The sequence below is a fragment of the Nocardia sp. FDAARGOS_372 genome (assembly GCF_002554515.1).
Lineage (GTDB): Bacteria > Actinomycetota > Actinomycetes > Mycobacteriales > Mycobacteriaceae > Nocardia > Nocardia farcinica.
The window spans coordinates 6,032,542-6,057,261 of sequence record NZ_PDDW01000001.1; the positions used below are offsets into that span (position 1 = coordinate 6,032,542).

Annotated in this window: 20 protein-coding genes and 1 pseudogene; 14 read left to right on the top strand and 7 right to left on the bottom strand. The window is 72.6% G+C overall.

All coding sequences use genetic code 11. From position 1 onward, the window contains the following. Positions 1 to 70 precede the first annotated feature (70 nt). Positions 71 to 904, top strand: coding sequence for a VWA domain-containing protein (locus CRM89_RS28040; protein ID WP_216641989.1), 834 nt, complete (start codon positions 71 to 73; stop codon positions 902 to 904). A gap of 16 nt (positions 905 to 920) precedes the next feature. Here CRM89_RS28040 and CRM89_RS28045 read toward each other — a convergent pair whose 3' ends face one another. From CRM89_RS28045 to CRM89_RS28060, 4 genes are all read right to left on the bottom strand, one after another. Continuing rightward, positions 921 to 2,120, bottom strand: coding sequence for an SfnB family sulfur acquisition oxidoreductase (locus tag CRM89_RS28045; RefSeq protein WP_098086676.1), 1,200 nt, complete (start codon positions 2,118 to 2,120; stop codon positions 921 to 923). After that, entirely contained in the window at positions 2,117 to 3,286 is a 1,170-nt protein-coding gene (locus CRM89_RS28050) for an LLM class flavin-dependent oxidoreductase (RefSeq protein WP_170986874.1), read from the bottom strand. Before CRM89_RS28050 ends, CRM89_RS28045 begins: the two co-directional genes overlap by 4 nt. Positions 3,287 to 3,296: 10 nt before the next feature. After that, positions 3,297 to 4,748 (bottom strand): LLM class flavin-dependent oxidoreductase, encoded by a 1,452-nt coding sequence (locus CRM89_RS28055; RefSeq protein ID WP_098086677.1) that lies wholly within the window; start codon positions 4,746 to 4,748, stop codon positions 3,297 to 3,299. A 73-nt stretch (positions 4,749 to 4,821) separates the two neighbouring features. After that, positions 4,822 to 6,423: a sigma-54-dependent Fis family transcriptional regulator gene (locus tag CRM89_RS28060; RefSeq protein WP_011207733.1), complete on the bottom strand. Its 1,602-nt coding sequence runs from the start codon at positions 6,421 to 6,423 to the stop codon at positions 4,822 to 4,824. A gap of 230 nt (positions 6,424 to 6,653) precedes the next feature. Between CRM89_RS28060 and CRM89_RS28065 the strand changes: the two genes are divergently transcribed. The 4 genes from CRM89_RS28065 (at position 6,654) to CRM89_RS28080 (ending at position 11,477) form a co-directional block, all read left to right on the top strand. Further along, positions 6,654 to 8,135, top strand: a complete 1,482-nt coding sequence (locus tag CRM89_RS28065; protein WP_060593491.1) for an aldehyde dehydrogenase family protein — start codon at positions 6,654 to 6,656, stop codon at positions 8,133 to 8,135. 133 nt (positions 8,136 to 8,268) lie between these two features. After that, the gene (locus tag CRM89_RS28070) at positions 8,269 to 8,466 is read left to right on the top strand and encodes a hypothetical protein (RefSeq protein ID WP_011207735.1); all 198 of its coding nucleotides are present in this window, start codon (positions 8,269 to 8,271) and stop codon (positions 8,464 to 8,466) included. A 3-nt stretch (positions 8,467 to 8,469) separates the two neighbouring features. Then, a complete protein-coding gene (locus tag CRM89_RS28075) occupies positions 8,470 to 9,888 on the top strand; it encodes an amidase (RefSeq protein WP_098086678.1) in 1,419 nt (472 codons plus the stop codon). Positions 9,889 to 10,160: 272 nt separating this feature from the next. Further along, the gene (locus CRM89_RS28080; protein WP_098086679.1) at positions 10,161 to 11,477 is read left to right on the top strand and encodes a ferric reductase-like transmembrane domain-containing protein; all 1,317 of its coding nucleotides are present in this window, start codon (positions 10,161 to 10,163) and stop codon (positions 11,475 to 11,477) included. Here CRM89_RS28080 and CRM89_RS28085 read toward each other — a convergent pair. Further along, positions 11,464 to 12,635 (bottom strand): annotated as a pseudogene (locus CRM89_RS28085) (hypothetical protein). The gene CRM89_RS28080 and the pseudogene CRM89_RS28085 sit on opposite strands and share 14 nt — an antisense overlap. 108 nt (positions 12,636 to 12,743) lie before the next feature. After that, the gene (locus CRM89_RS28090) at positions 12,744 to 13,337 is read right to left on the bottom strand and encodes an NAD(P)-dependent oxidoreductase (protein WP_098086680.1); all 594 of its coding nucleotides are present in this window, start codon (positions 13,335 to 13,337) and stop codon (positions 12,744 to 12,746) included. A gap of 85 nt (positions 13,338 to 13,422) precedes the next feature. Here CRM89_RS28090 and CRM89_RS28095 point away from each other — a divergent pair, with 85 nt between their 5' ends. After that, positions 13,423 to 13,797, top strand: coding sequence for a helix-turn-helix domain-containing protein (locus CRM89_RS28095; RefSeq protein ID WP_240327520.1), 375 nt, complete (start codon positions 13,423 to 13,425; stop codon positions 13,795 to 13,797). Between the two features lie 116 nt (positions 13,798 to 13,913). On the opposite strand, the gene CRM89_RS28100 is transcribed toward CRM89_RS28095, so the two are convergent. Beyond that, positions 13,914 to 14,846, bottom strand: coding sequence for a LysR substrate-binding domain-containing protein (locus CRM89_RS28100; RefSeq protein WP_098086681.1), 933 nt, complete (start codon positions 14,844 to 14,846; stop codon positions 13,914 to 13,916). Between the two features lie 104 nt (positions 14,847 to 14,950). Between CRM89_RS28100 and CRM89_RS28105 the strand changes: the two genes are divergently transcribed. The 8 genes from CRM89_RS28105 to CRM89_RS28140 all read left to right on the top strand — a co-directional run bounded on the left by CRM89_RS28105 (position 14,951) and on the right by CRM89_RS28140 (position 24,718). Further along, complete coding sequence (locus tag CRM89_RS28105) at positions 14,951 to 16,141, top strand: cytochrome P450 (RefSeq protein ID WP_098086682.1); 1,191 nt, start codon at positions 14,951 to 14,953, stop codon at positions 16,139 to 16,141. Positions 16,142 to 16,190: 49 nt separating this feature from the next. Next, positions 16,191 to 16,517: a 2Fe-2S iron-sulfur cluster-binding protein gene (locus tag CRM89_RS28110; protein ID WP_011207744.1), complete on the top strand. Its 327-nt coding sequence runs from the start codon at positions 16,191 to 16,193 to the stop codon at positions 16,515 to 16,517. Then, a complete protein-coding gene (locus tag CRM89_RS28115) occupies positions 16,504 to 17,754 on the top strand; it encodes an NAD(P)/FAD-dependent oxidoreductase (protein ID WP_228792347.1) in 1,251 nt (416 codons plus the stop codon). Before CRM89_RS28110 ends, CRM89_RS28115 begins: the two co-directional genes overlap by 14 nt. Before the next feature lie 20 nt (positions 17,755 to 17,774). Beyond that, the gene (locus CRM89_RS28120; RefSeq protein WP_098086684.1) at positions 17,775 to 18,974 is read left to right on the top strand and encodes a cytochrome P450; all 1,200 of its coding nucleotides are present in this window, start codon (positions 17,775 to 17,777) and stop codon (positions 18,972 to 18,974) included. Positions 18,975 to 19,002: 28 nt separating this feature from the next. Further along, positions 19,003 to 20,382, top strand: a complete 1,380-nt coding sequence (locus tag CRM89_RS28125) for an MFS transporter (RefSeq protein WP_060592908.1) — start codon at positions 19,003 to 19,005, stop codon at positions 20,380 to 20,382. A gap of 91 nt (positions 20,383 to 20,473) precedes the next feature. Next, positions 20,474 to 22,792, top strand: a complete 2,319-nt coding sequence (locus tag CRM89_RS28130; RefSeq protein WP_098086685.1) for a LuxR C-terminal-related transcriptional regulator — start codon at positions 20,474 to 20,476, stop codon at positions 22,790 to 22,792. A gap of 121 nt (positions 22,793 to 22,913) precedes the next feature. After that, positions 22,914 to 24,206 (top strand): styrene monooxygenase/indole monooxygenase family protein, encoded by a 1,293-nt coding sequence (locus CRM89_RS28135; RefSeq protein ID WP_098087154.1) that lies wholly within the window; start codon positions 22,914 to 22,916, stop codon positions 24,204 to 24,206. Next, entirely contained in the window at positions 24,203 to 24,718 is a 516-nt protein-coding gene (locus tag CRM89_RS28140) for a flavin reductase family protein (RefSeq protein ID WP_060592906.1), read from the top strand. The genes CRM89_RS28135 and CRM89_RS28140 overlap by 4 nt, the downstream gene beginning before the upstream one ends. Positions 24,719 to 24,720 lie beyond the last annotated feature (2 nt).

The following is a 24,720-nucleotide window of genomic DNA, read 5'->3' on the forward strand; positions in this document are numbered from 1 at the left end:
GCCGCGCCGGGCCCGCGGAGAACGGACGCTCCCGCGCTCGGAACTGGGCCGCGCCGAGCGTTTCGCGGAATTGTCCCCGGAGGTCGGTGAACTCGACGAGGCGGCGGTGCGCGCGGCGGTCGCCGCCGACCCGGACGCGGTGCTGCCGCTGCTCATGGCGATGCGGCGGGCCACCGACACCGGATTGCGGGACAAGATCAACGCACTGGTGCCGCGCCTGCTGCTCGAACGCGCCGCGGCCGGCCGACAGCACGGCGGCGGCAGGCCGCGGATGCGACGGCAGCGCGCCGACCACGGCGGGGATCTGGACGTCGATGCCTCCCTGGAGGCCATCACCGCCGCCCGCGCCGCGGGCAGGGAGCCCGGCCTGGCCGAACTCACCGCCGCCCGCTGGCACCGGCCGGGTGCCGCGTTGTGCCTGCTGATCGACCGGTCCGGATCGATGGAGGGCGAGCGGCTGGCCACCGCCGCGCTGGCCGCCGCGGCCTGCGCGACGCGTGCCAGGCAGACCGGCACCGAACTGGCGGTGATCGCCTTCGACGCGCGGGCGCGGGTGCTGCACGACATCGCCGCCACCGTGGACCCCGACGCCGTGGTGGACGCGGTGCTCGGTCTGCGCGGCCACGGCACCACGTCGTTGCACGCGGCATTCGGCGCGGCGGCGGGCCAACTGGCGCGGGCCCGTTCGGCGCGTTCGGTCACGGTGCTGCTCTCGGACTGCCGCGTCACCGACGACGTCGACCCGATCCCGGCCGCCCGCGGGGTGCCCGACCTCGCCGTGATCGCGCCGGGCAGCGATCCGGCCGAGGCGCAGCGGTTCGCGGCCCTCGCGGATGCCAGGGTGGCGGTGCTGGATTCGGTCGACGGGTTGCCCGAGGTGCTGGAATCGCTGCTGCGGCACTGACTCCGGGTGGCCGCCGCTAGATCTGGCCGTGGCGCGGGGGCGGCGCGCCGGTGAGGGTGTGGCGGCCGATGTGCTGCACCTTCCACCGCGTCGGATCGTGCAGGGTGTGGGTGCGGGCGTCGCGCCAGTACCGGGACAGGTTCGCCGCCGCCGTCGCGCTGCTGGTGCCGCCGAGCTCGAACAATCCGTTGGTGGCGGCCAGCGCGGCCCGGACGGCGGCCACCTTCGCCGCGGCGACGGCGATCGACGCCTCCGCGGCGCTCTCCTCGGTGGGATTCGCCGCGGCGGCGTCCACGGCGCGGGCCGCCGCTGCCAGCAGGGCCTCGGCGCCGCGCACCGTCACGGCCAGCTCACCGGCCACGGTCAGCAAGGTCGGATCGTCGACCGCCGCGGCCACCCCGGCCTCGAAATGCGGGCGGGCGCGCCGCGCCTGGCACACGCCGGCCGCCAGGGCGCCGGTGGCGATGCCGACGTCGATCGCGGTGTGCAGCAACTGGGCTCGCGCGCCGTAGACGGTCGGGCGGGTGAAGATCGGCGAGAACGGCACCACATCGCCGGCGGGCACCGCGACGTCGTCGAGGGTGACCGTGCCCGAGGCGGTGGTGCGCTGGCCCATGCCGTCCCAGTCGTCGAGCACCGTCAGGCCCGCGGCGTCGCGGGGGACGAACGCGATCGCCTTCGGCGTGGCCGCGGTCGGTGCCTCGGCGCCCTCGCTCAGCGACGCCCGCACCACCACCCAGTCGGCGAACAGCGCACCGGTGGCGTAGAACTTGCGCCCGGACAGCAGGTAGTCACCGGACGGTCGCCGCACCAGCGTGGTGGTGTCGACGTCGACGGGGTGCGGGCCGCGTTCGGATTGCGCGTTGGCCAGCAGCGCGCCCGCGCGGACCTGCTCGTAGAAGCGGGCGCGCTGCTCGTCGGTGCCCTGGAGGCGCAGCGCTTCGAGAAACACGAAGTGCGAGTGCGGGATCTGCGCCAGCGACGGATCGGCGTGCGCGAGGGTGCGGAACACCTCGGCCAGCACCGTGGCCGGGGCGGCTGGCCCGCCGTACTCGACCGGCACCGACAGCGCCAGCAGACCCGAGGTCTTCAACGCCGCCACCTGCTCGTCCGGCAACCGCCGCTGCGCGTCCCGCGCCGCCGCGCCCGCCGCGAAATCCGCGGCGAGCGCGGCCGCGACGTCGATCGCCTCCGCGGCCGCGACGATCGTCGTCATCGCGCCGCGCCGACGAACGGGATCGACGCGGGCGCCGCCGTCGTCGCCGCACCCGCGAACAGCCCGCGCTCACGCAGGATCGGCACCACCCCTTCGCCGAACCAGTACAGCTCCTCGAGGTGCGGGTAGCCGGAGAAGATGAACTCGTCGATGCCGATCGCGGCGTACTCGGCGATGCGGTCGGCCACCTCGGTGTGGCTGCCGACCAGCGCCGTCCCCGCCCCGCCGCGGACCAGACCCACCCCCGCCCACAGGTTGGGCGCCACCTCCAGGGCGCGCGCGTCGTGCCAGCTGCCCTCGCGCCGCTGCTGCTCGTGCAACGCCAGCATGCGCCGCTGGCCTTCGGACTGGCTGCGGTGCAGGCCGTGCTGGGCGCTGCGGACGGTGTCGTCGTCGAGGGCGGCGACGAGGCGGTCGGCCTGCGCCCACGCCTCGTCGGCGGTGTCCCGGGAGATGGTGTGCAACCGGATGCCGAACCGCACCTGCCTGCCCTGCCGCTCGGCGAGGCCGCGGATCCACTCGATCTTCTCGCGCACGGCCGCCGGTGGCTCGCCCCAGGTGAGGTAGACGTCGGCGTGCCGCGCGGCGACCGGGCCCGCCGCGGCCGAACTGCCGCCGAAGTAGAGCGGCGGAACCGGGTCCGGCAGCGTCGGCAGCGCGGCCTGCTCGACCCTGATGTGCTCGCCGTCCAGCGTCACCGTCTCGCCCGCCCACAGCCTGCGCACGACGTCGAGGAATTCGTCGCAGCGCCGGTAACGGGCGTCCTTGTCGAGGTGGTCGCCGAAGGCGCGCTGCTCGTGCGCCTCCCCGCCGACCACCACGTTGAGCAGGATGCGCCCTGGCGCGTGACGGGCGAAGGTGGCCGCCATCTGCGCCGAGAGCGTCGGGCTGACCAGACCGGGCCGGAACGCCACCAGGAACGCCAGCGAGGTGGTCTCGCGGGCCAGCAGCGCGGCGGTGACGAAGGCGTCCTCGCACCACGCGCCGGTCGGGATCAGCGCGCCGGTGAAGCCGAACGACTCGGCGGCCCGCACGATCGAACCCAGGTAGTCGATCGAGGCGTCCCGGTCGCCGTGCGCGGCCCCGGCGGGCATGCCGTGGCCGCCGCCGACGATCAGGCGGCTGTCGCCGTAGGTGGGCAGGAACCAGTGCAAACGGATCGTCATGTCGGGTCTCCTATCGCCCGCGCGCGGGTTGGGTCGCGGTGGACGCCGAGGACGACGGCACCGTCGACGGCCGCTCGATGATCGTCGACAGCGGCCCGCCGACCCGGTAGCGGGAGCCGCGGTGGTCGTCGGGCAGGCGGTCGCCCCGGCCGAGCAGCTTGTGCCGCAACGTGCCCGGCGTGTACGCCGACTGGTAGGCGCCGCGCGCGGTGAGCACCGGCACCACGTGCTCGATGAACTCGGCGAACGAGCCGGGCGTGATCGCGTAGGCGAGATTGAACCCGTCCACGTCGGTCTCCTCGACCCACTCCTGCAACGTGTCGGCCACGCGCACACCGGAACCCACGAACAGCGGTCCCATGCCGCCGATCTTGCCCCACTCGGCGATGTCGCGGATCGCCCACTCACCGCCCGCGGGATCGGCCGAGCGGAACGCCGCGACCGCCGAGAGGATCGCGTTGGAATCGACGTTGCCGACCGGTTCGTCGAGGCCGTAGCGCGCCAGGTCCACGCCCATCCAGCCGGACATGAAGGTCAGCGCGCCCTCGGGGTCGCCGTAGGACAGGTACTCGGCGTGCCTGGCCGCGGCCTCCTCGTCGGTGGCGGCGGTGATGACGGTGGACAGGTTGAAGATCCGCACCGAATACGGGTCGCGCCCGGCGATCTCGAGTTCCCGGCGGATCGTGCCGACCGTCTCGCGCAGGATCGCCTTGGTCGGGGCGGCGGTGAAGATCGCCTCGGCGTTCTCCGCGGCGAACCGCACCCCGCGGGGCGACGACCCGGCCTGGTAGATCACCGGCGTGCGCTGCGGGGACGGCTCGGACAGGTGTACGCCCGGCACCCGGAAGTGGGTGCCTTCGTGGCCGATGTGGTGCACCTTGGCCGGGTCGGTGAACACCCCGTTCGCGGCGTCGCGGACCACCGCGTCGTCCTCCCAGGAACCCTCCCACAGCTTGTAGAGCACCTCGAGATATTCGTCGGCGTGGTCGTAGCGGGCGTCGTGCGCCGGCTGGTCGGTCTGGCCCATGTTGCGTGCCGCCGCGGGCAGATAGCCGGTGACCACGTTCCAGCCGATGCGGCCCTTGGTGAGGTGGTCGAGGGTGGACATCCGGCGGGCGAACGGATACGGGTGCTCGAAACCGGTGCCCGTGGTGACCCCGAAGCCCAGGTGCTCGGTCACCAGCGCCATCGCCGAGACCAGCAGCATCGGATCGTTGACCGGGATCTGGGCGGCCTGCCGGATCGCGGCCTCGTCACCGGCGCCGTAGACGTCGTAGGTGCCCAGGACATCGGCGATGAACAGGCCGTCGAAGCGGCCGTGTTCGAGCAGCCGGGCCAGCTCGGTCCAGTAGTCCAGGTCCTTGTAGCGCCAGGACTGGTCCTCGGGGTGCTTCCACAGCCCGGGGGACTGGTGGGCGACGCAGTTCATGTCGAAGGCGTTGAAGCGGATCACACGAGTCACCCCGAAAGGCTGCCCGTGTTCGGCGCCCCGGTCACCGGTTACATTCAGCGCGATCGCAACTGCGCCGCGCCGGTCAGTAGGTCTGGATCCGCAGGGTGCGCATCTTCGCGTAGAGCGTGGTGCGGGAGATACCGAGCTGCTGGGCGGCGCGGACCTTGTTGCCGCCGCAGCCGCGCAGCGCGGCGACGATCGCGTCGCGCTCGGCGCGCTCCAGCCGGGCCAGATCGCGGGGCGGCCCGTCCGGGGCCAGGTGGGCGGGGAAGTCGGCCGGGGTGATGGCGCCGCCCGCGTGCGCGCGCACCGCCCGTTCCAGCACGGCGTGCAGCTCGCTGAGGTTGCCCGGCCACCAGTACCCGCCGAGCGCGCGCAGGGCGCCCGGGGTGAGGTGATGGGTCTTGTCGGCACCGAGCTCGGCGAGCATGGCCTCGGCGATGGCGGGCAGCTCGCCGAGGCGGTTGGCCAGCGGCAGCAGTTCGACCGTCGACGCGCACAGCGCGGGCAGGGCGCGCACGTGGCCGGGCAACCCGTCCAGCGGGCCGCAGGTCAGCACCAGGTGCGGCGCGGTGCCCGAGCGGGCGTGCCGGGTGACGATCTCGATCAGCTCGGGCGGCAGCAGATCCACGCCGTCGATGCACAGCGTGCCCTGCTCGGCGCGGACGATCGAGGCGAACTGCTCGGCCCAGGCCGCCGAGCCGCCGATGATCGCCTGCCCGCCGGTGAGCACGGAGTACGGGCGCTGCGGCGCGTGCTGCCTGGCCGCCGTCGTCCGGCCGGTGCCGGGCTGGCCGGAGATGCACACGTGTCCGACCGGCGCCGCGCCGGTGGTGGGTGTGCGCGGAGTGCGGCGCTCGGTGGGCTGGATGTAGATCAGCACCCCGCCGCGGCTGCCCGGCACCCGCTCGGCGGTGAGCACCGCCTGCCCGGAGCGCAGTTCGAGTTCGAGTTCGGTGCTGCCGGACAGGTCGCCGGCCAGGTTGCGCAGCAACGCCATGTCGCTGGTGTCGAGCAGATCGGAGGCGGCCATGTTGGTGACGAACATGTCGTCGCCGACGGCGACCACCGGCCTGCTGCGGCGCGAGGCGGTCTGGAAGGCGGCCAGCAGCACCCGCTCGGAGATCCGGCTGCCCTCGAGCAACTGCTGCTCGATGTCGGCCACGGCCTTGGCGACCAGCGGTGACAGCAGCGGGCTCGCCGACCGGGCCAGCACGGTGATGTCGAGGACGCCCTCGATGCGGCGGGTGGTCGGATGGAAGATCGGGTGGCCGTAACAGCTGAACGCGCGCAGCCGCTCGGCGAAGTGCTCGCCGCCGTGCACGGCGATGCCGGTGCGCATCTCCAGCGCCGTGCCCAGCGCGTTGGTGCCGATGGCCTCCTCGAGCAGCGAGGTGCCCACCCCGATCGCCAGGTCGTCGAAGATGTTCTCGGCGCGCGGGTCGCCGCACCAGCGGTGCACCACGCGGCCCTCGCGGTCGACCAGCACCGTGCACATCCCGGTCTCGGCCAGCCGGTCGTTGAGTTCCTCGATGACCGGCGCGGCGGCGGCGAGCAGATGGCTGCGCGGATCGACGTCGACCACCCGCACGTCGCGCAGCACGGTGTCGGGTGCCAGGCCCGCCAGGGCGGCCCGCCGCCAGGAGCGCGCGATGGGTTCGCGGAATCGGCGGCGCTCGATCAACTCGGTGGTGTAGATAGCACGACCTCCTCGATGTGTCCCAGATCACGGTACCGTGCCCGCGCCGGCGCGCACTGTTCAGGAACTGGACACCGGGCCGTTCGGGGCCGCCGCGCTTGTCCAGTACTTGAACAGTCGGGCGGTGCGGTGCCGGGGAATGTGGTCTGCGACATAGTTCCCTTCCGAACGGAGTGACCGTGACCGACACGCTTTCCGAGGCGTCCGCCTCGACGCTGACCCCCGTTCTGCCCCAGGTGCGCGACTGGCTCGCCCGCCCCAAGCAGTTGTTCATCGGCGGCCGGTGGGTGGACGCCGCCTCGGGCCGGAGCTTCGAGACCGTCGACCCGGCCACCGGGCAGGTGCTGACCACCGTCGCGCACGGCGGCGCCGAGGATGTCGACCGCGCGGTGCGCGCCGCCCGCACCGCGTTCGAGGGTGAATGGTCGCTGTGGACGCCCGCGCAGCGCCAGCGGCTGCTGTTCCGGATCGGCGAGGCCATCTTCGAGCACGCCGAGGAACTGGCGCAGCTGGAATCGCTGGACAACGGCAAGTCCGCCGCGGTCGCCCAGGCGGTGGACATCACCTGGGTCGCCGAACTGTTCCAGTACTACGCGGGCTGGGCCACCAAGATCGAGGGCCGGACCATTCCGGTGTCGATGCCGTGGGCGCCGGGCACCCAGTGGCACGCCTACACGCTGCGCGAGCCGGTCGGCGTCTGCGGGGCGATCACGCCGTGGAACTTCCCGCTGCTGATGGTGGCCTTCAAGCTGCCGGTGGCGCTGGCGTGCGGCAACACCATCGTCGTCAAGCCCGCCGAGCAGACCCCGCTGACCACGCTGCGCCTGGCCGAGATCATGGCCGAGGCCGGGCTGCCCGACGGCGTGCTCAACGTGGTGACCGGCTACGGCGACGCCGGTGCGGCGCTGGCCGGACACCTGGACGTGGACAAGATCGCCTTCACCGGCTCCACCGAGGTGGGCAAGCTGATCGTGGACGCGGCCAAGGGCAACCTCAAGCGCGTCACCCTGGAACTGGGCGGCAAGAGCCCGCAGGTCGTGTTCGCCGACGCGGATCTGGACCTCGCGGTGCCCGGGGTGGCCTCGGGCTTCCTGTTCAACCACGGCCAGACCTGCACCAGCGGCACCCGGATCCTGGTGGAGCGCGGCATCTTCGACGAGTTCACCCAGCGCGTCGCCGACATCGCCGCGGCCAGCAAGCTCGGCCCCGGCCTCGACCCGACCACCGAGGTGGGCCCGCTGGTCTCGCAGGAGCAGCTCGAGCGGGTGACCGGCTACATCGACCAGGGCCTGCGCGACGGCGCCCGTGCCCTGTGCGGTGGGCGCAGGCACGGCGACTCCGGGTTCTACGTGGAGCCGACGGTGCTGGTGGACGTGCAGTCCTCCTTCAGCGTGTACCGGGAGGAGATCTTCGGCCCGGTCGTGGTCGCCACCCCGTTCGACGCCGAGGACGGTGTCGCGGCCGCGGCCAACGACACCCCCTACGGCCTGGCCGCGAGCGTGTGGACCCGCGACATCTCCAAGGCGCACCGCACCGCCCGGCAGATCAAGGCGGGCACCGTGTGGGTGAACGCGCACAACGCCTTCGACGCGGCGCTGCCGTTCGGCGGCTACAAGCAGTCCGGCTGGGGCCGCGAACTCGGCGCCTCCGCCATCGACGCCTACACCGAGCAGAAGACGATCAACGCGCAGTTGTGAGCCGCGCCGACCCCGCCACCGCCCGCGCGCGGGGCGGGGTCTACCCCTTTTCGGGGGTGGAGGCGGGGGAACGCGATCGATACGGTCACCGCAGCCCTGTGATCAGGGACACATCCGAGGTCAGGGGTGGATTGTGGGTGATCGATCAACGGCCCGTCCGCCCGCGCGGGTCGCGGAACTGTCGGCCTTCGCCCGGCTGCCGTTGCCGGACGAGCGGCACGACATCGTCGGCGCGGCACTGGATTCCGTCTACGGCGAGATCGACCGGCTGCGCGAGCTCGAGCTCGGCGACACGCCGCCGGCTACCGCCTTCGACGCGCGGTGGAGGTGAGCCGTGCGGCCCTGTGATCTGACGCTGAGCGAGGCGAGCGAGGAGATCGCCGCAGGCCGGTTGTCCCCGGTCGAGCTCACCGAGTCGGTGCTCGACCAGGTGGCGCGGCACGAACCCGTCATCGGCGCGTTCTCGGTGGTCACCGCCGAGGCCGCGACCATGCAGGCCGCGCGGGCGGCCGAGGAGATCGCGGCGGGCCGGCGCCGCGGACCGCTGCACGGCATCCCGATCGGGGTCAAGGCGCTGGTGAACCGCGCCGGAGTGGAGACGACCTCGAGTTCGCGCAGCCGCGCCGGGCACGTGCCCGAGGACGACGCGGCGGTCGTCGAACGGCTCGACCGCGCGGGCGCGGTGCTCGTCGGCCAGACCCACACCCACGAATTCGCCTACGGGGTGGTGACTCCCACGACGCGCAACCCCTGGCATCCGGACCACATCCCGGGTGGATCCAGCGGCGGGTCCGGCGCGGCGCTGGCCGCGCGCATGGTGCTCGGCGCGATCGGCACCGACACCGGCGGGTCCATCCGCATCCCGTCCGCCCTCTGCGGCGTCACCGGCATCAAGCCGACCTACGGGCGGGTCTCCCGCTACGGCACCACCTCGCTGAGCTGGTCGCTGGACCACATCGGGCCGATGGGCCGCACGGTCGCCGACAACGCGCTGTTGCTGGGCGAACTCGCCGGTTTCGACCCGCGCGATCCCGCCACCGTGGACGCCGAGGTGCCCGACTACCGCGCGAGCCTGGTCGCCGACGTGCGCGGCATGACCGTCGGGGTGCCGACGAACTACTTCTTCGACCACATCGATCCCGAGGTGGAGGCCGCCTACCGCGCCGCCGTGCACGTCCTCGCCGACGCGGGCGCGCACGTGCGCGAGGTCGCGCTGCCGCTGCCGGAGCAGTACATGCCGGTCGAGTACGCCGTCTTCGTGGCCGAGGCCAGCGCCTACCACCAGGAGGCGCTGCGCGAGCGGGCCGACCGCTACGAGGCGGACGTGCGGCTGATGCTGGAGGCGGGCGAGATGGTGCTCGCCACCGACTACATCCGGGCGCTGCGGGCCAGGACGTTGTTGCAGCAGGGCTGGCGGGAGATGTTCGACGGCCTCGACGCGGTGCTGGCGCCGACCGTTCCGCGCGCGGCCGCGCCCGCCGGACAGGGTGAGTTCACCTGGCCGGACGGGATGAGCGAGCCGCTGATCAACGCCTACGTGCGCACGTGCGCGCCGGGCAATCTCACCGGCCTGCCCGCCATGTCGGTGCCGTGCGGTTTCACCGCCACCGGCCTGCCGATCGGCATGCAGATCATCGGCAAGCCGTTCGACGAAGCGACGGTCCTGCGGGTCGGCCACACCTACGAATCGGCCACCGACTGGACGCGCCGCGCGCCCGACCTGATCGCGGACGTCAGCGAAGCCGGCGTCTGACCCCGCGTTCGCGCGACCGCCGCACCGTCGTCGCCCCACGACCAGGCAGGCGTCGCACGGTCGGCCGCACCGGGTACCGCACGCGCCGAGGTGCCACTCCTGATGAGGGGGGAGTGGCACCTGCGGCTCCCGACAACCCGCATCGTCGTCGCCGTGCCGCCGCGGTCCCGGGGAACACGCCGGGTCGAACGGCTTCGGCATCGGCCGGGCGGGGCTAGCGTGGAACGAGCGCCGGCCGAGCGCGGCGGAACGCCCTTCGATCGGAGGTCGCGGTGTCTGTGGTTGTTCGGGGTATCGGGTGGATCACGCTGTATGTGGCGGTGGCGGTGGTGCCGCTGATCTTCGCCGTCGTCGGGCCGGTCGAGGGCGGGCGCGGCTTCTGGGTGGAGTTCTCGGTGGCGCTGGGATTCGTCGGCATGTCGATGCTCGGGGCGCAGTTCGCGCTGGTCGCCCGGTTCCGGTCGATGGCGGCGCCTTTCGGTGAGGACGCGCTGGTGCAGTTCCACCGCCAGATCTCCGCCGTGGCGCTGGCGTTCGTGCTGGCCCACCCGGTCCTGTTGCAGATCGGCGGCATCGACATCGTGGCGCTGCTGAACCTCGCCGAGGCGCCGTGGCGGGCCCGCTTCGCGGTCACCTCGACGGTGCTGCTGCTGATCGTGGTCGCGACCTCGGTGTGGCGGCGGCGCCTCCGTATCCGCTACGAGGTGTGGCAGGTCGTGCACGGGGTGCTGTCGGTGGCGGTGGTGGGGTTCGCGCTGGGCCACATGCTGCTGGTCGGCTACTACCTCGACGCGGTATGGAAGGTGTGGTTGTGGGTCGCGATGACGCTGGCGCTGGTCGGACTCCTGGTATGGGTGCGGGTGGTGGCGCCCGTCCGGCGGATGCGGCGGCCGTGGCGCATCGAGGCGGTCACCCCCGAACGCGGTGATGCCACCACCCTGACCCTGGCGCCGGTCGGGCACCAGGGAATCCGGTTCGCGCCGGGACAGTTCGGCTGGCTCACCGTCGACCGTTCCCCCTTCGCGATCACCGCGCATCCGTTCTCGTTCTCCTCCAGCGCCGAGGACCACGACCGGGTGGCGATCACCATCAAGGCGCTCGGCGACTTCACCGCCACCGTCGGCGACATCGCCCCCGGCACCCGCGCCTACCTCGACGGTCCGCACGGGGTGTTCACCCCGGACCGCAACGAAGGTCCCGGCTTCGTGCTGATCGCGGGCGGTGTCGGCATCACCCCGATGGTCTCCATCCTGCGGACCATGGCCGACCGCGGCGACCGGCGCCCGTTCCTGCTGCTCTACGCGGTGCGCACGGTGGCCGAGCAAACCTTCGACGCCGAGATCGACGCCCTCTCCCGGCGTCTGGACCTCACCGTCGTGCTCGTGCCGCAGGACCCGCCGCCCGGATGGCCGGGCGAGTCAGGGTTCGTCGACGCCGCGCTGCTGCGGCGGCACCTGCCCGACCGGCACGAGCGCCGGCAGTACTTCATCTGCGGCCCGGCGCCGATGGTGACCGCCGTCGAGGACGCCCTCTCCGCCCTGGACGTCCCGGCCGAACGCGTGCACACCGAACGCTTCACCTTCGTCTGACCCGGGAGGCCCCGTCATGCGCCACACCTACACCACCCGCGCCGTGTGGGTGATCACCGTGCTCCTGCTCGCGGCCTGCCTCTGGTTCGGGCTCGCCCTGGCCTGACCCGGGCACGGCCTGCCCGCCGAGCCGCACGCCGATCCGGTAGGACAGCATCGCCATGGTGAACAGGCCGAGCGCGACACCGACCAGCGCGCCGAACCCTTCGGTCGCGAAGTCGGCGAAGGCGTTGAGGACGGTGAAGATCAGCGCGGCGATGCGCAGCGCGTGCAACGGCCACAGCGGCCCGTCGGGGCGGTAGCGCACGATCGCGGGCGCGGCCACCAGGAAGGTCAGGCAGGCGCTGACGAACAGGATGGCCTCGGCGATGCCCATCCGTCCGATGTCGAGAGTGGTGTCGGCGGTGTCGAGTTCGAGGCCGCCCAGCGCGAGTTGCAGGATGCCGACCGCGATGCCCACCGCCGCGGACACCACGAGCAACCAGCCGAGCACCGGCACCCACCGCGGACTGCGGAACATCGCGGGAACCAGCCGGGGCAGACGCTGCCTGACCGCGTACAGGCGGTCGACCCGGTGCCCGGCGGAATCGAGCAGCAACCGCACCCCCCGCACGGCGCGCGGGTCGGCACCGCCCAGCTCGGCGCGGGCCAGCATCCGCTCGGCAGCCGCGCGCCGGTGCTCGGGCAGGCCGCCCGCCGCACCCGCCGCGGCGATGGCGGCGGCGTTGGCCAGGTACTCCTCGACGGTGGGCGCGCGGACCAGGCGCACCGCCCGGTTCGCCACCAGCACCACCAGCACGAGCACGTACATGATCTCGGCGGCGGGGCCGTAGAAGTAGTCGTTGTCGGCGGTGACGAATTTGCCGACCTCGTCGAGGAACAGCCCGAACCCGATGCCGCCGATCAGCACCGCGACGCCGCGGGCGGTCTCGCCGAGCACGAGCCAGCCGACCAGCAGCGCGACCATCATCGCCGCGCCGCCGTAGAGGGCGTGCGCGATGTGCAGTGACCCGCCGCCGACCTGGGGGTAGTTCGTCAAGGCCAGGTAGAGGCGGGTCACCAGGATCGTCGTGATGGCGATGATCAGAACGCTTCCGCGGCCGCGCTGCCGTAGGCGTTGCGCACGACCCTGGTGCGCCGCCGGATCGGTCGCCGGATCGCCGCCGTGTCCTCCGCCGCGATGTCGTGCGCCACAGGCTCATGGTTCCATGCCGCACCCGCGCGGCGCAGCGAAAGCGGCCGACCGGCGAACGCCGGGCAATCCGTTCAGTTGGCGACCGTGAACCGGGTCCTGCGGTGCTTCGGCTGCTCGAGCTCGTCCCACAGCGCCACCGCGTAGTCCTGCGTGGAGACCCGCTCGCCGACCAGTTCGTCGCCGCCGAGCCGGTAGTTGCCGGTGCGCTCGCCGGGGGCGATCACCGGCGCGGGCGACAGGATGGTCCAGTCGACGCCGGCGTCGGCCGCGCGGAACAGCTCGAGCACCCGCGCCGCGGAGGTCGCTTCCGGCAGGTAGTCGGCGGGGAAGTCCGGCGTCTGGAGCAGGGGAGTGCCCTCGACCAGGGTGCTGCCCGCGCCGCCGACGAGTACCAGGCGGGTGGGCAGCGGGGTGCGCGCCAGCCGCTCGTGCGCGGCGACCCACGGCTCGTGCGATTCGCCGGTGCGCGACGGTGGCACCGACACCACGATCGCGTCGACCTCCTCGGCCAGCCCGGCCACGTCCTCGAACCGGGTCAGGTCGGCGGTCACGTCGGCCGCGCCCGGCCGCGAGGAGACGGTGCGCACCTCGTGCCCGCGGCTGCGACCTTCGTCGACGATGGCGGAGCCGACCATGCCGGTGGCCCCGAAGACGGCGATCTTCATGTGCTTCCTTTCGAGTAGTCGTGAACCTGCTGCCGACATTGGTATCCGATTGATACCGATGACTTCAACGTGCCATAGTTTCCTTGTGGAAAGTGACCTGGTCTACGACGTCATGGATCCCGACTGCCCATCGCGGCCGATCCTGCAACGGCTCGGCGGCAAATGGTCGATGCTGGTCCTGCAGGCACTGGCCGACGGCCCGCTGCGCTTCACCGGCCTGCGCGCCACCGTTGCCGGAATCACCCCGAAAGTGCTCACCCAAACCCTGACCAGCCTGGAACGCGACGGCCTGCTCACCCGCACCCACTACCCCGAGATCCCGCCCCGCGTCGAATACGCGCTCACCCCGCTGGGCCGCGACGCCCTCGTCCCCCTGATCGCCATGCGCCGCTGGGCCGAGGCCAACGCCCCCGCCATCCGCGCCGCCCAGCAGGCCTACGACGCCCGCGGCGACGGCTGATCGGTCCGCACACCTCCGGGCCCGAGCAGCGCCTTCAACTCCCCCAGCAGGGCCGGGGAGATCGCCACCGGCTGCTGGGCGCCGCCCGCCGATCGGGTGCTGTTCGGGGTTCGGGACTAGGCCGGTGCGCTGTGGTGATTGCGCGGGTCCAGGTGGTCGGCGTGGCGGGTGGCGAAGTCGACGAGGGCGGCGGCGCGGTCGGTGAGGCGGACCTGGCGCGGCCACATCATCAGCACATGGCCGCTGTGGCTGGGGGATTCGATCTCGCGCAGCGCGATCGGCAGGCCCTCGTAGGAGCGGCTGATGGCGGGCCGCTGGATCAGCACCGAGTAGCCGAAGCCGCGGGCGACCAGCGCGCGGGTGAGTTCGAAATCCGAAATACGTTGTCCGATGCGGGGTTCCACGCCGGCGTCGGTGAACAGTTGCAGGGTGTGCTGCGCCGCGGGCGGTAGGTCGAGCAGGATCATCGGCTCGCGGGCCAGCTCGGCGATGGTGACCGTGTCGCGGCGGGTGAGCGGGTGGTCGGTCGGCAGGATCGCGTACGGGGGTGCGCGGTAGAGCAGCACCGAGTCGAGGCCGTCGGGCAGGCCGATGTCGTAGCCGATGGCCAGGTCGAGGCCGCCGACGAGCAGGCGTTGCGGGAGTTCGGCTTGGCTGCCGGTGACCACGGTCAGGTCGACCCGGGGGTGGTGTTCGCGCATCCACTCCATCAGCAGCGGCACCACGGTGGGGGCGATGGTGGAGTAGCAACCCAGCAGCAGCGGGCCGACCAGCTCGGTGCCGCCACCGGCCGCCGCGAGTTCGAGCTCGTCGGCCTCGCGTAACAGCCCGGCGACGCGCTGGTGCAGGTAGCTGCCGGTCGGGGTGAGGGTGATGCCGTGCGCTTTGCGCCGGACCACCAGCTGGGTGCGGAGCACGCGCTCGAGATCGGTGAGTGCCGAGGCCACCGCGGTGGGGGTGACGTGCAGCGCGGCGGCTGCGGCGGAGATCGAGCGCGCCTGCGCGACGGCGGCGAAGTACTCCAGCTGGCGCAGGGTGTAGCCAGGCATATGCGAACCATTTCTGTGGTGTTTGGAAGGTTTTTTGAACTTTACCTGTGGAGGTGACCGGGCCCACACTGTGTCCCATCGGGTATCGAGGAAGGTGAGCGAGGATGACTGTGAAAACCGCTGCGGCACGGGCGATCCCGACCGCGGAGGACGTGACGATCGCGCAACTGTACGCGGATCCGTACCCGACCTATCAGCGGTTGCGTGCCCAGGCCCCGATCCACTGGGTACCGGCCGTCAACCGCTTCCTGGTGCTCGGCTACGAGGCCTGCCACGAGATCGAGCTGGATCAGCAGCGGTTCAGCGCCGACGAGACGGGCTCGTTGATGAAGCGCTCGATGGGCCACAGCATGCTCCGCAAGGACGACCCCGAGCACGACACCGAACGCCGCGCCTACGGCGGCGTGCTGCGCCCGAAGGCGATCAAGGACCACTGGAACGCGCTGTTCGCCCGCAACTACGCCACCTACGCCGCGCGACTGCGGGCCGCCGGGCCGGGCGCCGACCTGGTCGCCGAGTTCGCCGCGCCCTACGCGGCGGAGAACCTGCGGATGATCCTGGGTTTCGCCAACGCCACCGAACAGGACCTGCAACGCTGGTCGCAGACGCTGATCGACGGCACCGGCAACTACGCCGACGACCCCGACGTGTGGGCGCGGGCCGAGCGGTCCTCGCGGGAGGTCGACGCGGCGATCGACGAGATGCTGCCCGCCCTGCGCGCCGAGCCCGACGGCAGCCTGCTCGCGGTGCTCGGCGCCTCGGGCATGCCGATCGAGTCGCTGCGGGCCAATCTCAAGATGACCATCGGCGGCGGCCTGAACGAGCCCCGCGACGCGATCGCCACCACGGTGTGGGCGCTGCTGACCCATCCGGCGCAGCTGGCGGCCGTGCGGGCGGGCGCGCGCTGGTCGGACGCGTTCGAGGAGTCGGTGCGCTGGGTCGCGCCGATCAGCATGTACCCGCGCGAGGCCACCGCCGACACCGAGGTGGCGGGCATGGCGGTGCCCGCGGGCGCCCGGCTGGGGGTGGTGGTCGCGGCGGCCAACCGGGACCCGGCGGTGTTCACCGACCCGGAGTCCTACGACATCGACCGCCCGCGCAAACCGCACCTGGCCTTCGGTGGCGGCAACCACTTCTGCGCGGGTGCGTGGGTGGCGCGCGCCTCGGTCGTCGGGGTCGCGCTGCCGCGGTTGTTCGCCGACTTCCCCGGCCTGCGCCCCGATCCCGACCGCCCCGCCACCGTCGGCGGCTGGGTCTTCCGGGGCGTGCTGAGCCTGCCCGTCCACTGGGGCTGAGCACCCCTGCCCACCCTGTGAACCCCCGACCAGCGAATCGAGGAGAGCCATGCCCAAGGTGACCTACCACCATCCCGACGGCACCGACACCGTCGTCGACGCCGACGCGGGCAGCACCGTCATGCACGCGGCGGTGCGCAACGGCGTGCCCGGCATCGTGGGGGAGTGCGGCGGCCAGGCGATGTGCGCCACCTGCCACGTCTACGTGCGCGAACCGTTCCTGTCGCGGTTCGCGCCGATCAGCGACGACGAGGAGGAGATGCTCGACTGCACCGCCGCACCCCGCGACGAGCGGCGCAGCAGGCTGGGCTGCCAGCTGTCCCTGCCCGCCGACCTCGCAGAGGTCGAGGTCGAGGTGCCCGATGCCCAGATCTGAGGCGACGCGGGTGGTGATCGTCGGGGCCGGGCACGCCGGGGTGCAGGTCGCCGACGCGCTGCGCGCGGGCGGGCACACCGGCCCGCTGACGCTCGTCGGCGACGAACCGTGCCTGCCCTACCAGCGCCCGCCGCTGTCCAAGGAACACCTGGCGGCCGAACCCGGCGCCGAGCCGTTGCCGCTGCGCGGGGCGCGCTACTTCGCCGACCACGGGATCGACCTGCGCACCGGTACCGCGGCGGTCGCGGTGGACCGGCGGGCGCGGCTCGTCGGGCTCGCGGACGGCCGCGAGATCGGCTACGACGCACTGGTTCTGGCCACCGGTTCGGTCAACCGGCCGCTGCGGGTGCCCGGCGCGGAACTGGCCGGCGTGTACGCGCTGCGCACCCTCGCCGACGCGCGGGCACTGCGGGCGGCGCTGGCCGCGGCGAGTGCGGTGCTGGTGGTGGGCGCCGGCTTCGTCGGGCTCGAATTCGCCGCCGTCGCCCGTGCCCGCGGCCTGCCCGTGACGGTGCTCGACGCCGGTTCCCGGCCGCTGGCCCGCGCGGTGTCCGAACCGATCTCGGCCCACGTCGCGGCGGCTCACCGGGCCGCGGGCATCGATCTGCGCCTGGGCGAATCGGTGGCCCGGTTCGTCGGCGCGGACGGGCGGGTGCGCGGCGCGGTCGGCACCGGCGGGACCGAGTACCGGGCCGATCTGGTGCTGGTGGGGATCGGCGCGGTGCCACGGGTCGAGCTGGCCGAGCGGGCCGGGCTGGCGGTGGCCGACGGGATCGTCGTCGACGGGCGCCTGCGCACCGCCGACCCGGCGATCTACGCCGTCGGCGACTGCGCCGCACACCCGCACCCGCACGCCGGGACCCGCATCCGGCTGGAATCGGTGCAGAACGCCACCGATCAGGCCAGGCATGTCGCCGCCGGCCTCCTCGGCGCCGAGCACGACTACGCCGACCTGCCGTGGTTCTGGAGTCACCAGGGCGCGGTGAAAGTGCAGATCGCCGGCCTGCGCAGGCCCGGTGACGACACCGTGACCCTGGGTGACCCGGCCACCGGCCGGTTCTCGGTCTGCTGCCTGCGCGAGGGCGACCTCGTCGCGGTGGAATCCGTCGGCCGCCCCGCCGACCACATGGCCGCCCGCAGGCTCCTCGCCGCAGGCCCGGTGCCCGCACCGCCCGACCTGACCGATCCGGCGTTCAGCCTGAAGCGCTGCGCCGCGGCACTCGCCCCCGCTCGCTGAGCGATCCCCAGGAGTCCCGGATGACAACGACGTCAACGCCCGCCCCGGTCGCCGACTGGCTCGACCCCGCCGAACTCGCGGCCGACCCCTACCCGTCCTATCGCCGGCTGCTCGCCGAGAGCCCGGTGGCGTGGGCGCCCGCGCTGGGCCGCTACCTGGTCACCTCGTTCGCCGGGTGCCGCGCCGTCGAGGACGACCAGCAGACCTTCAGCGCCGCGGTGTCCGGTGGCGGCGCCACCATGCGGCGCGCCCTCGGCGGGGTGCCGATGCTGCGCAAGGACGACCCGGAACACGCACGCGAACGCGGGGCGGTCAACCCGGCGCTGCGACCGAAGAACCTCCGGGAGCAGTGGGTTCCGGTCTTCGAACGCACCGCACGCCGATATCTGGACCGGCTGCGCGAGCGCGGCCCGGACGCGGCCGACCTCGATCGCGACTACGCCGCCCCCGTCGCCGCGCAGAACCTGGTGGATCTGCTCGGTATGAAAGACGTTGCGCCCGAAGACATGCGGCGCTGGTCGCACGCCTTCATCGCCGGCACCGGGAACCTGCTCGACGACCCGGAGATCTGGCGGCGCTGCGAGGCCGCGCGCGACGAGGTCGACACGCTGCTCGACGAGCTGATCCCGTACTACCGGCGTCACCCCGACGCCTCGATCACCTCGGCCATGATCGCCGCCGGACTGTCCACCGAGCAGGTGGCGGCGAACGTCAAGCTCACCGTCGCGGGCGGCATGAACGAGCCGCAACACATGGTGACCAACACCGTGTGGGCATTGAGCAGGCACCCCGACCAGCGCGCGCGGGTGCTCGCCGGTGAACTCGGGTGGGCGGCGGTGTTCGACGAGACGGTGCGCTGGCTCGCCCCGATCGGGATGTATCCGCGCGAGACCACCCGCGAAGTCGAGCTCGCCGGCGTCGTCCTGCCCGCGGGCGCGGCGCTCGGCGTCGTGGTCGGGGCCGCCAACCGCGATCCCGCCGTCTTCACCGACCCGGACCGGTTCGACATCACCCGCCCGCGCCGTCCGCATCTGGGCTTCGGCAGCGGCGTGCACCTGTGCGCGGGGCACTGGGCCGCCCGCATCGCCATCGGCGAGATCGCCGTCCCGCTGCTCTACGCCGAACTGCCCGGCCTGCGCACCGACCCCCGCCGGCAACCCGCCTTCCACGGCTGGGTGTTCCGCGGCTCCACCGCGCTGCCCGTCACCTGGGATCACTGAAAACCCTTCACCCCCCCGAGGAATCAGCATGAGTACCGCAACCTCGTCGTCGACGCCGACGACGTCCGCGCGACGGGTCGCCGCCGCGACCGTCATCGGCACCACCATCGAGTGGTACGACTTCTTCATCTACGGCACCGCCGCGGGCTTGGTGTTCTCCGAGCTGTTCTTCGCCCCGGCGGGCTCCTCGATCGGGCTGGTGCTGTCCTTCGCCACCGTCGGCATCAGCTTCGTGTTCCGCCCGCTGGGCGCCTTCCTGGCCGGGCACTTCGGCGACCGGCTCGGGCGGCGCGCCATCCTGGTCGCGACCCTGCTGACGATGGGCATCTCCACCAGCCTCATCGGTCTGCTGCCCACCTACGCCTCGGCGGGCGTGCTCGCCCCGATCCTGCTGATCCTGCTGCGCATCCTGCAGGGCATCTCGGCGGGCGGCGAATGGGGCGGCGCGGTGCTGATGGCGGTCGAGCACGCCCCCGCGGACCGGCGCGGCCGGGCAGGCGCGTTCCCGCAACTCGGCGTGCCGTTCGGCATGGTGCTCGCCTCGGGGGTGACCGCGCTGATGACCGGTGTCGTCGCACCCGGGCAGGCCTACCTGGACTGGGGCTGGCGGGTGCCGTTCCTGCTGAGCGTGGTGTTGATCGGCGTGGGCTACGTGGTGCGCCGCACCGTGGACGAGAGCCCGGTCTTCGCGGAACTGGCGGCGGGCAGGCAGCGCGCGAAGGTGCCGGTGCTGACGCTGTTCCGGCGGCACGGCCTGCTGGTGCTGCTGGCCGCGCTGGTCTTCGCGGGCAACAACGCCGCGGGCTACATGACCACCGGCGGCTTCATCACCAGCTATGCCACCGACCCCGACGGACCGGTCGCCCTGGACCGGACGCCGGTGCTGGTGGCCATCACCGCAGCGGCGGCGCTGTGGGCGTGCACCACCTACCTGTCCGGATATCTGGCCGACCGCTACGGCCGCAAGCGCACCTACCTCGTCGGCTACGGCAGCCTGATCGTCACCGTGTTCCCGATGTTCCTGCTCGTCGACACCGGTGAGATCGGCCTGCTGTTCCTCGGCCTCGCGCTGTTCACCGTCGGACTCGGACTGGCCTACGGGCCGCAGGCCGCCTGGTACGCCGAGCTGTTCCCGGCCTCGATCCGCTTCTCCGGCGTCGCCATCTCCTACGCCCTCGGCGCGATCCTCGGCGGGGCCTTCGCCCCGATGATCGCCGCCGCCCTGGTGCGCACCACCGGCAGCGTGCTCGCCGTCGGCGGCTACCTGCTGGTCATGTTCGTCCTGGCCGTCGCCGCGGTGCTCGCCCTGCGCGACCGCCCCGGCCTCGACCTGAGCCCCGCCGGCGAACTCGACGGCGAACCGGCAGTGCCGGGTGCGCGGATGCCGGACCGGGTGCGGGCGGTCTGACCGCGCGTCGTGGCGACCCGGCCTGCCGCGGCCGGAGCTGCCCGAGACGGGACCTACACTGCCACTACCCTCACCGACGCGGGAGTTCGAGATGAGCGCAGGCGCGGGGCAGTTGCCCGCCCGGATGACCAGCTTCATCGGCCGCGACGACGAGCTGACGGCGGTCCGGGATGCGCTGGCGCGGTTCCGGCTGGTGTCGTTGGTGGGTCCCGGCGGCGTGGGCAAGACGCGGCTGGGGATCGAGGCGGCGCGCCCGCTGGCCGCCGAGGTTCCCGGTGGGGCGTGGTTCGTGCCGCTGGCCCATCTGACCGACCCGGCCGACGTCGCCCAGGCCGTCGCGAGCGCGCTGGGGGCGAAGTTCTCCTCCCCCGACGTGGTCGATCATCTGATCGCCGCGCTGGCCGACCGCGAGATCCTGATCGTGCTGGACAATTGCGAGCACGTGGTCTCCGGTTGCCAGGTCTTCGTCGGCCGGGTGCTGCGCGCGGCCCCCGGGGTGCGGTTCCTGGTGACGAGCAGGCAGGCACTGGGCATCACCGGCGAGCGGGTGCTGGCGGTGCGGACCTTGGGGGCGCCCGCGTCGGGCACGGTGCTGCGGGTCGAGGACGCCGCCGCGTATCCGGCGATCCGGCTGCTCGACGAGCGCGCGGGCGCCGTGAGCGCACACCACCGGATCACCGAGGAGAACGTCGAACTCGCGGCCCAGCTCGTCCGGCGGCTGGACGGCCTGCCGCTGGCCATCGAACTGGCCGCCGCGCGGCTGCGTTCGCTGTCGCTCGCCGAGCTGCTGGCGCGGATCACCGATCGGTTCCGCGTGCTCGCCGGCGGCGACCCGACCGACCTGCCACAGCATCGCACCCTGTGGGCGCTGGTGGAGTGGAGTCACGGGCTGTGCCTGCCGGAGGAACAGCAGCTGTGGGCACGGATGTCGGTCTTCGTCGGCAGTGCCGACCTGGCCGCCGTGGAGGCGGTCTGCGCGGACGACGACGCGGTCGAGGTGGTGAACGCGCTGGACGGCCTGGTGGCCAAGTCGATCCTGGTCACCGAGACGACGCCGTGCGGCCTGCGGTACCGGATGCTGGAATCGATCGCCGAGTACGGCAGGCACCGGCTGCGCGAGTCCGGTGCCGAGGAGCAACTGCGCCGCAGGCACCGCGAGCACTACCGCCGGGTGGCCGAACAGGTCGGCACCGCCTTCTGGGGTCCCGACCAGGCCCGGATGCTGGCCTGCCTCACCACCGAACTGCCCAACTTCGCCGCCGCCTTCGACTCCTTCCTCGGCGACGAGGACGAGCGGGCACGTCGGCACGCGCTCACCCTGGCCGCCCGGCTTCGCATCCTGTGGGTGATGGGCGGACACCTCCAGGAGGGCAGACGCAGGCTCGACCGCGCGATGGCCGCGCATCCGGCGGCCTGTGCCGAACGAGTCGAGGCGCTGTGGTCGTGCGCGTGGGTGGCGCTGCTGCAGGGTGATCACCAGGGCGCCCGCGAGCGGTTGGCCGAATGCGGCGCGCTCGACGCCGTGGCCGGCCCGCACACCCGCAGTTTCGTCGCGACCTGGCAGGGGTCGCTCGCGCTGTTCGGCGGCGACCTCGAGACCGCCGCCGCACGCTTCTCCGAGGCGGCCGCGGGCCACCGCGCGGACGGCTCGGTGGAGGGCCTGCTGATGTCGCTGTTCCAGCTCGCCCTCACCCGCACCCTGCTCGGTGACCACGCCGAGGCCGCGCGGTGTTGTGCCGAGGCGATGACCGCCGGTACCACCACCGGGGACCGGTGGGCCCGCGGCTACGCGCTGTGGGTGCGCGCCCACCTGGCGGTCGCCGAGGACCGCGTCGACGAGGCGATCACCGCCGCGGCGCAGAGCCTGGAGTCGAGCTTGCCGCTGGACAACCACATCGCCGTGGTGCTGGTGCTCGAGGTGCTGGCCACCGCCTCGGTGGCGGCGGCGCGTCATCGCGAGGGTGCCACTCTGCTCGGCATCGCCGATGCGTTCTGGCGTCGCATCGGTACCGCGCTGTCCGCGTTCGGTCCACAGCTCGCCCGCGCGCACGAGGACGCCGCCCACCGGGCCGTGGCCGCGTTGGGCGCGGACGCCTTCGACGAGGCCTACCGCGAGGGTTCCGGCTTCGGCGACGAACAGGTGCGGGCATACCTCGCCGCCCTCACCCGCACCCACGGCACCGAGCGCGACCGATCGGCCACGCCGACCGGCGCGCACGCGCTGACCCGCCGGGAACGGCAGGTCGCCGCGCTGGTCGGCAAGGGACTCAGCAACCGTGACATCGCCGGCGAGCTGGTGCTGTCCCATCGCACCGTCGAGGGGCACGTCGAGCACGTGCTGGCCAAGTTGGGCTTCCGCTCGCGCACCGAAATCGCCGTCTGGGCGGCCACCCGCGACCTCGACGCCTGACCCGTGGTGAAAACCGCGTGGTGGAACCACGTGGTTCCCCCGGTCCGCGATCATGATCTGCGTCACATCCTTGGATGCGGTCGCGGCTGCCGCCGCGCCGCACAGCGACAAGGAGGTAGACGTGCGTTCCATCGCCATCATCGGTGCCGGCCAGGGCGGGTTGCAGCTCGCGTTCGGGCTGCTGCGAGACGGCTACGACGTCACGGTGTATTCCGAGCGGACGCCGGAGCAGATCGCCTGCAGCCGATTCCCGTCCAGCGCGGGCATCTTCGCTCATGCGCTCGATCACGAGCGCGCTCTCGACATCTGCTTCTGGGACGGCGAGCGCCCGCTCATCGATCACACCTTCGCCACGGTCACCGACCCCGAGGGCACGGTGGCCATCCAGTTCCAGGCCCGTTTCGCCAAGCACGGTCAGTCGGTCGACCAGCGGCTGAAGTTCAGCACCTGGCTGGAGGCATTCGCCGATCGCGGCGGCAAAGTCGTGTACGGCGCCGTCGACCCGGATCGCCTCGACGACATCGCCGCCATCCACGACCTCACCGTCGTGGCCGCGGGCAAGGGCGACATCGCGCGGATCTTCCCGATCGACCGCACCCGGACCGTCCATGACCGGCCACAGCGCTCCATCGGCCTGATCGCCCTCGTCGGCACCGAGCACCCCGACTCCGACGGGGTCTGCTACAACATCCGCCCCGGAGTCGGCGAGGCCTTCGGCATCCCGATGCTCACGGCGGCGGGCCCGGGGGTCGCCTGGGTGATGGAAGCGCTGCCGGGCGGACCGATGGACCGGTGGGCTCAGGCCACGACCGCCCAGGAGATGCTCGACCTCACCCGCCGCACGTTCGCCGACTTCTTCCCGTGGGAGTCGGCCCGCTACGCCGACGCCGAGATCAGCGACCCCAACGGCTGGCTGTGCGGGGCGGTACCGCCGCTGGTGCGCGAGCCGATCGCGACGCTGCCCTCGGGACGCAAGGTGCTCGGCATGGCCGATGTCGTGGTGCTCAACGACCCGGCCTGTGGCCAGGGCGCCAACAACGCCAGTCACCATGCCGCCGTAGTGCACCGGATGATCCTCGACCAGGGGTCCGGGCCGTTCGACGATCGGTGGATGCGCGCGACCTTCGACCAGGCGTGGGAGCGAGCCGAGTACGCGACGAACTTCACCAACGCGATGCTCGCCTTCAACACTCCCGGTGCGGCGCCGCCCGCGCACGCGGTCGACCTGCTCACCACCGCCGCCCGGGTGCCGGAGGTGGCCAACCGGTTCTGCAACGCCTTCAGCGATCCCACCGACCTGCGCAACTACTTCTTCGACCCAGAACTCACCGCGCGTTTCCTGGCCGAGGCGACCGCACGCCACGAGCTGCGGATGCGGCGTCGCCATGACGGGGTCGTGGGGGCGCCGGCATGACCACCGTCGAACCGCGCCCGCTGCTGCCGGCCGACGACCTGCGCGCCTACCGCCGCTCGCTCGGCTGCTTCCCGACCGGCATCACCGTGATGACCGCCGCGCACGCGGGCGTCCGAGTCGGGGTCACCGCGAACTCGTTCGCCTCGGTCTCCCTGGAGCCGCCGCTGGTGCTGTGGGCGTTGCGCACCGACTCGCCGAGCTTGCCGGTGTTCCGCGATTCCGGGCACTTCGCCGTGAACGTGCTGGCCTGGCACCAGGAGGAACTCTCCCGCCGCTTCGCGACTCCGGCCGAGGACAAATTCGCCGGGCTCGACGTCGGCGAAGGTCTGGGCGGAGCCCCGCTGCTCGGCGGGTGCGCGGCGCGTTTCGAGACCAGGATCGCGCACCGGATCACCAGCGGCGACCACGTCCTGCTGGTGGGTGAGGTGGTGCGCTACAACAACTTCCATCGCGAGCCGTTGATCTTCCTGCGTGGCGATCATCGCTGGCTCGGTCAGCCGCTCGTCGACTGACC

Coding starts and splice junctions, on each gene's coding strand:
- CRM89_RS28045 (WP_098086676.1), bottom strand. CDS start 2,120: ATGACGACGATCGTCGCGGCCGCGGAGGCGATCGACGTCGCGGCCGCG.
- CRM89_RS28050 (WP_170986874.1), bottom strand. CDS start 3,286: ATGACGATCCGTTTGCACTGGTTCCTGCCCACCTACGGCGACAGCCGC.
- CRM89_RS28090 (WP_098086680.1), bottom strand. CDS start 13,337: ATGAAGATCGCCGTCTTCGGGGCCACCGGCATGGTCGGCTCCGCCATC.
- CRM89_RS28100 (WP_098086681.1), bottom strand. CDS start 14,846: ATGCCTGGCTACACCCTGCGCCAGCTGGAGTACTTCGCCGCCGTCGCG.
- CRM89_RS28105 (WP_098086682.1), top strand. CDS start 14,951: ATGACTGTGAAAACCGCTGCGGCACGGGCGATCCCGACCGCGGAGGAC.
- CRM89_RS28110 (WP_011207744.1), top strand. CDS start 16,191: ATGCCCAAGGTGACCTACCACCATCCCGACGGCACCGACACCGTCGTC.
- CRM89_RS28115 (WP_228792347.1), top strand. CDS start 16,504: ATGCCCAGATCTGAGGCGACGCGGGTGGTGATCGTCGGGGCCGGGCAC.
- CRM89_RS28120 (WP_098086684.1), top strand. CDS start 17,775: ATGACAACGACGTCAACGCCCGCCCCGGTCGCCGACTGGCTCGACCCC.
- CRM89_RS28125 (WP_060592908.1), top strand. CDS start 19,003: ATGAGTACCGCAACCTCGTCGTCGACGCCGACGACGTCCGCGCGACGG.
- CRM89_RS28130 (WP_098086685.1), top strand. CDS start 20,474: ATGAGCGCAGGCGCGGGGCAGTTGCCCGCCCGGATGACCAGCTTCATC.
- CRM89_RS28140 (WP_060592906.1), top strand. CDS start 24,203: ATGACCACCGTCGAACCGCGCCCGCTGCTGCCGGCCGACGACCTGCGC.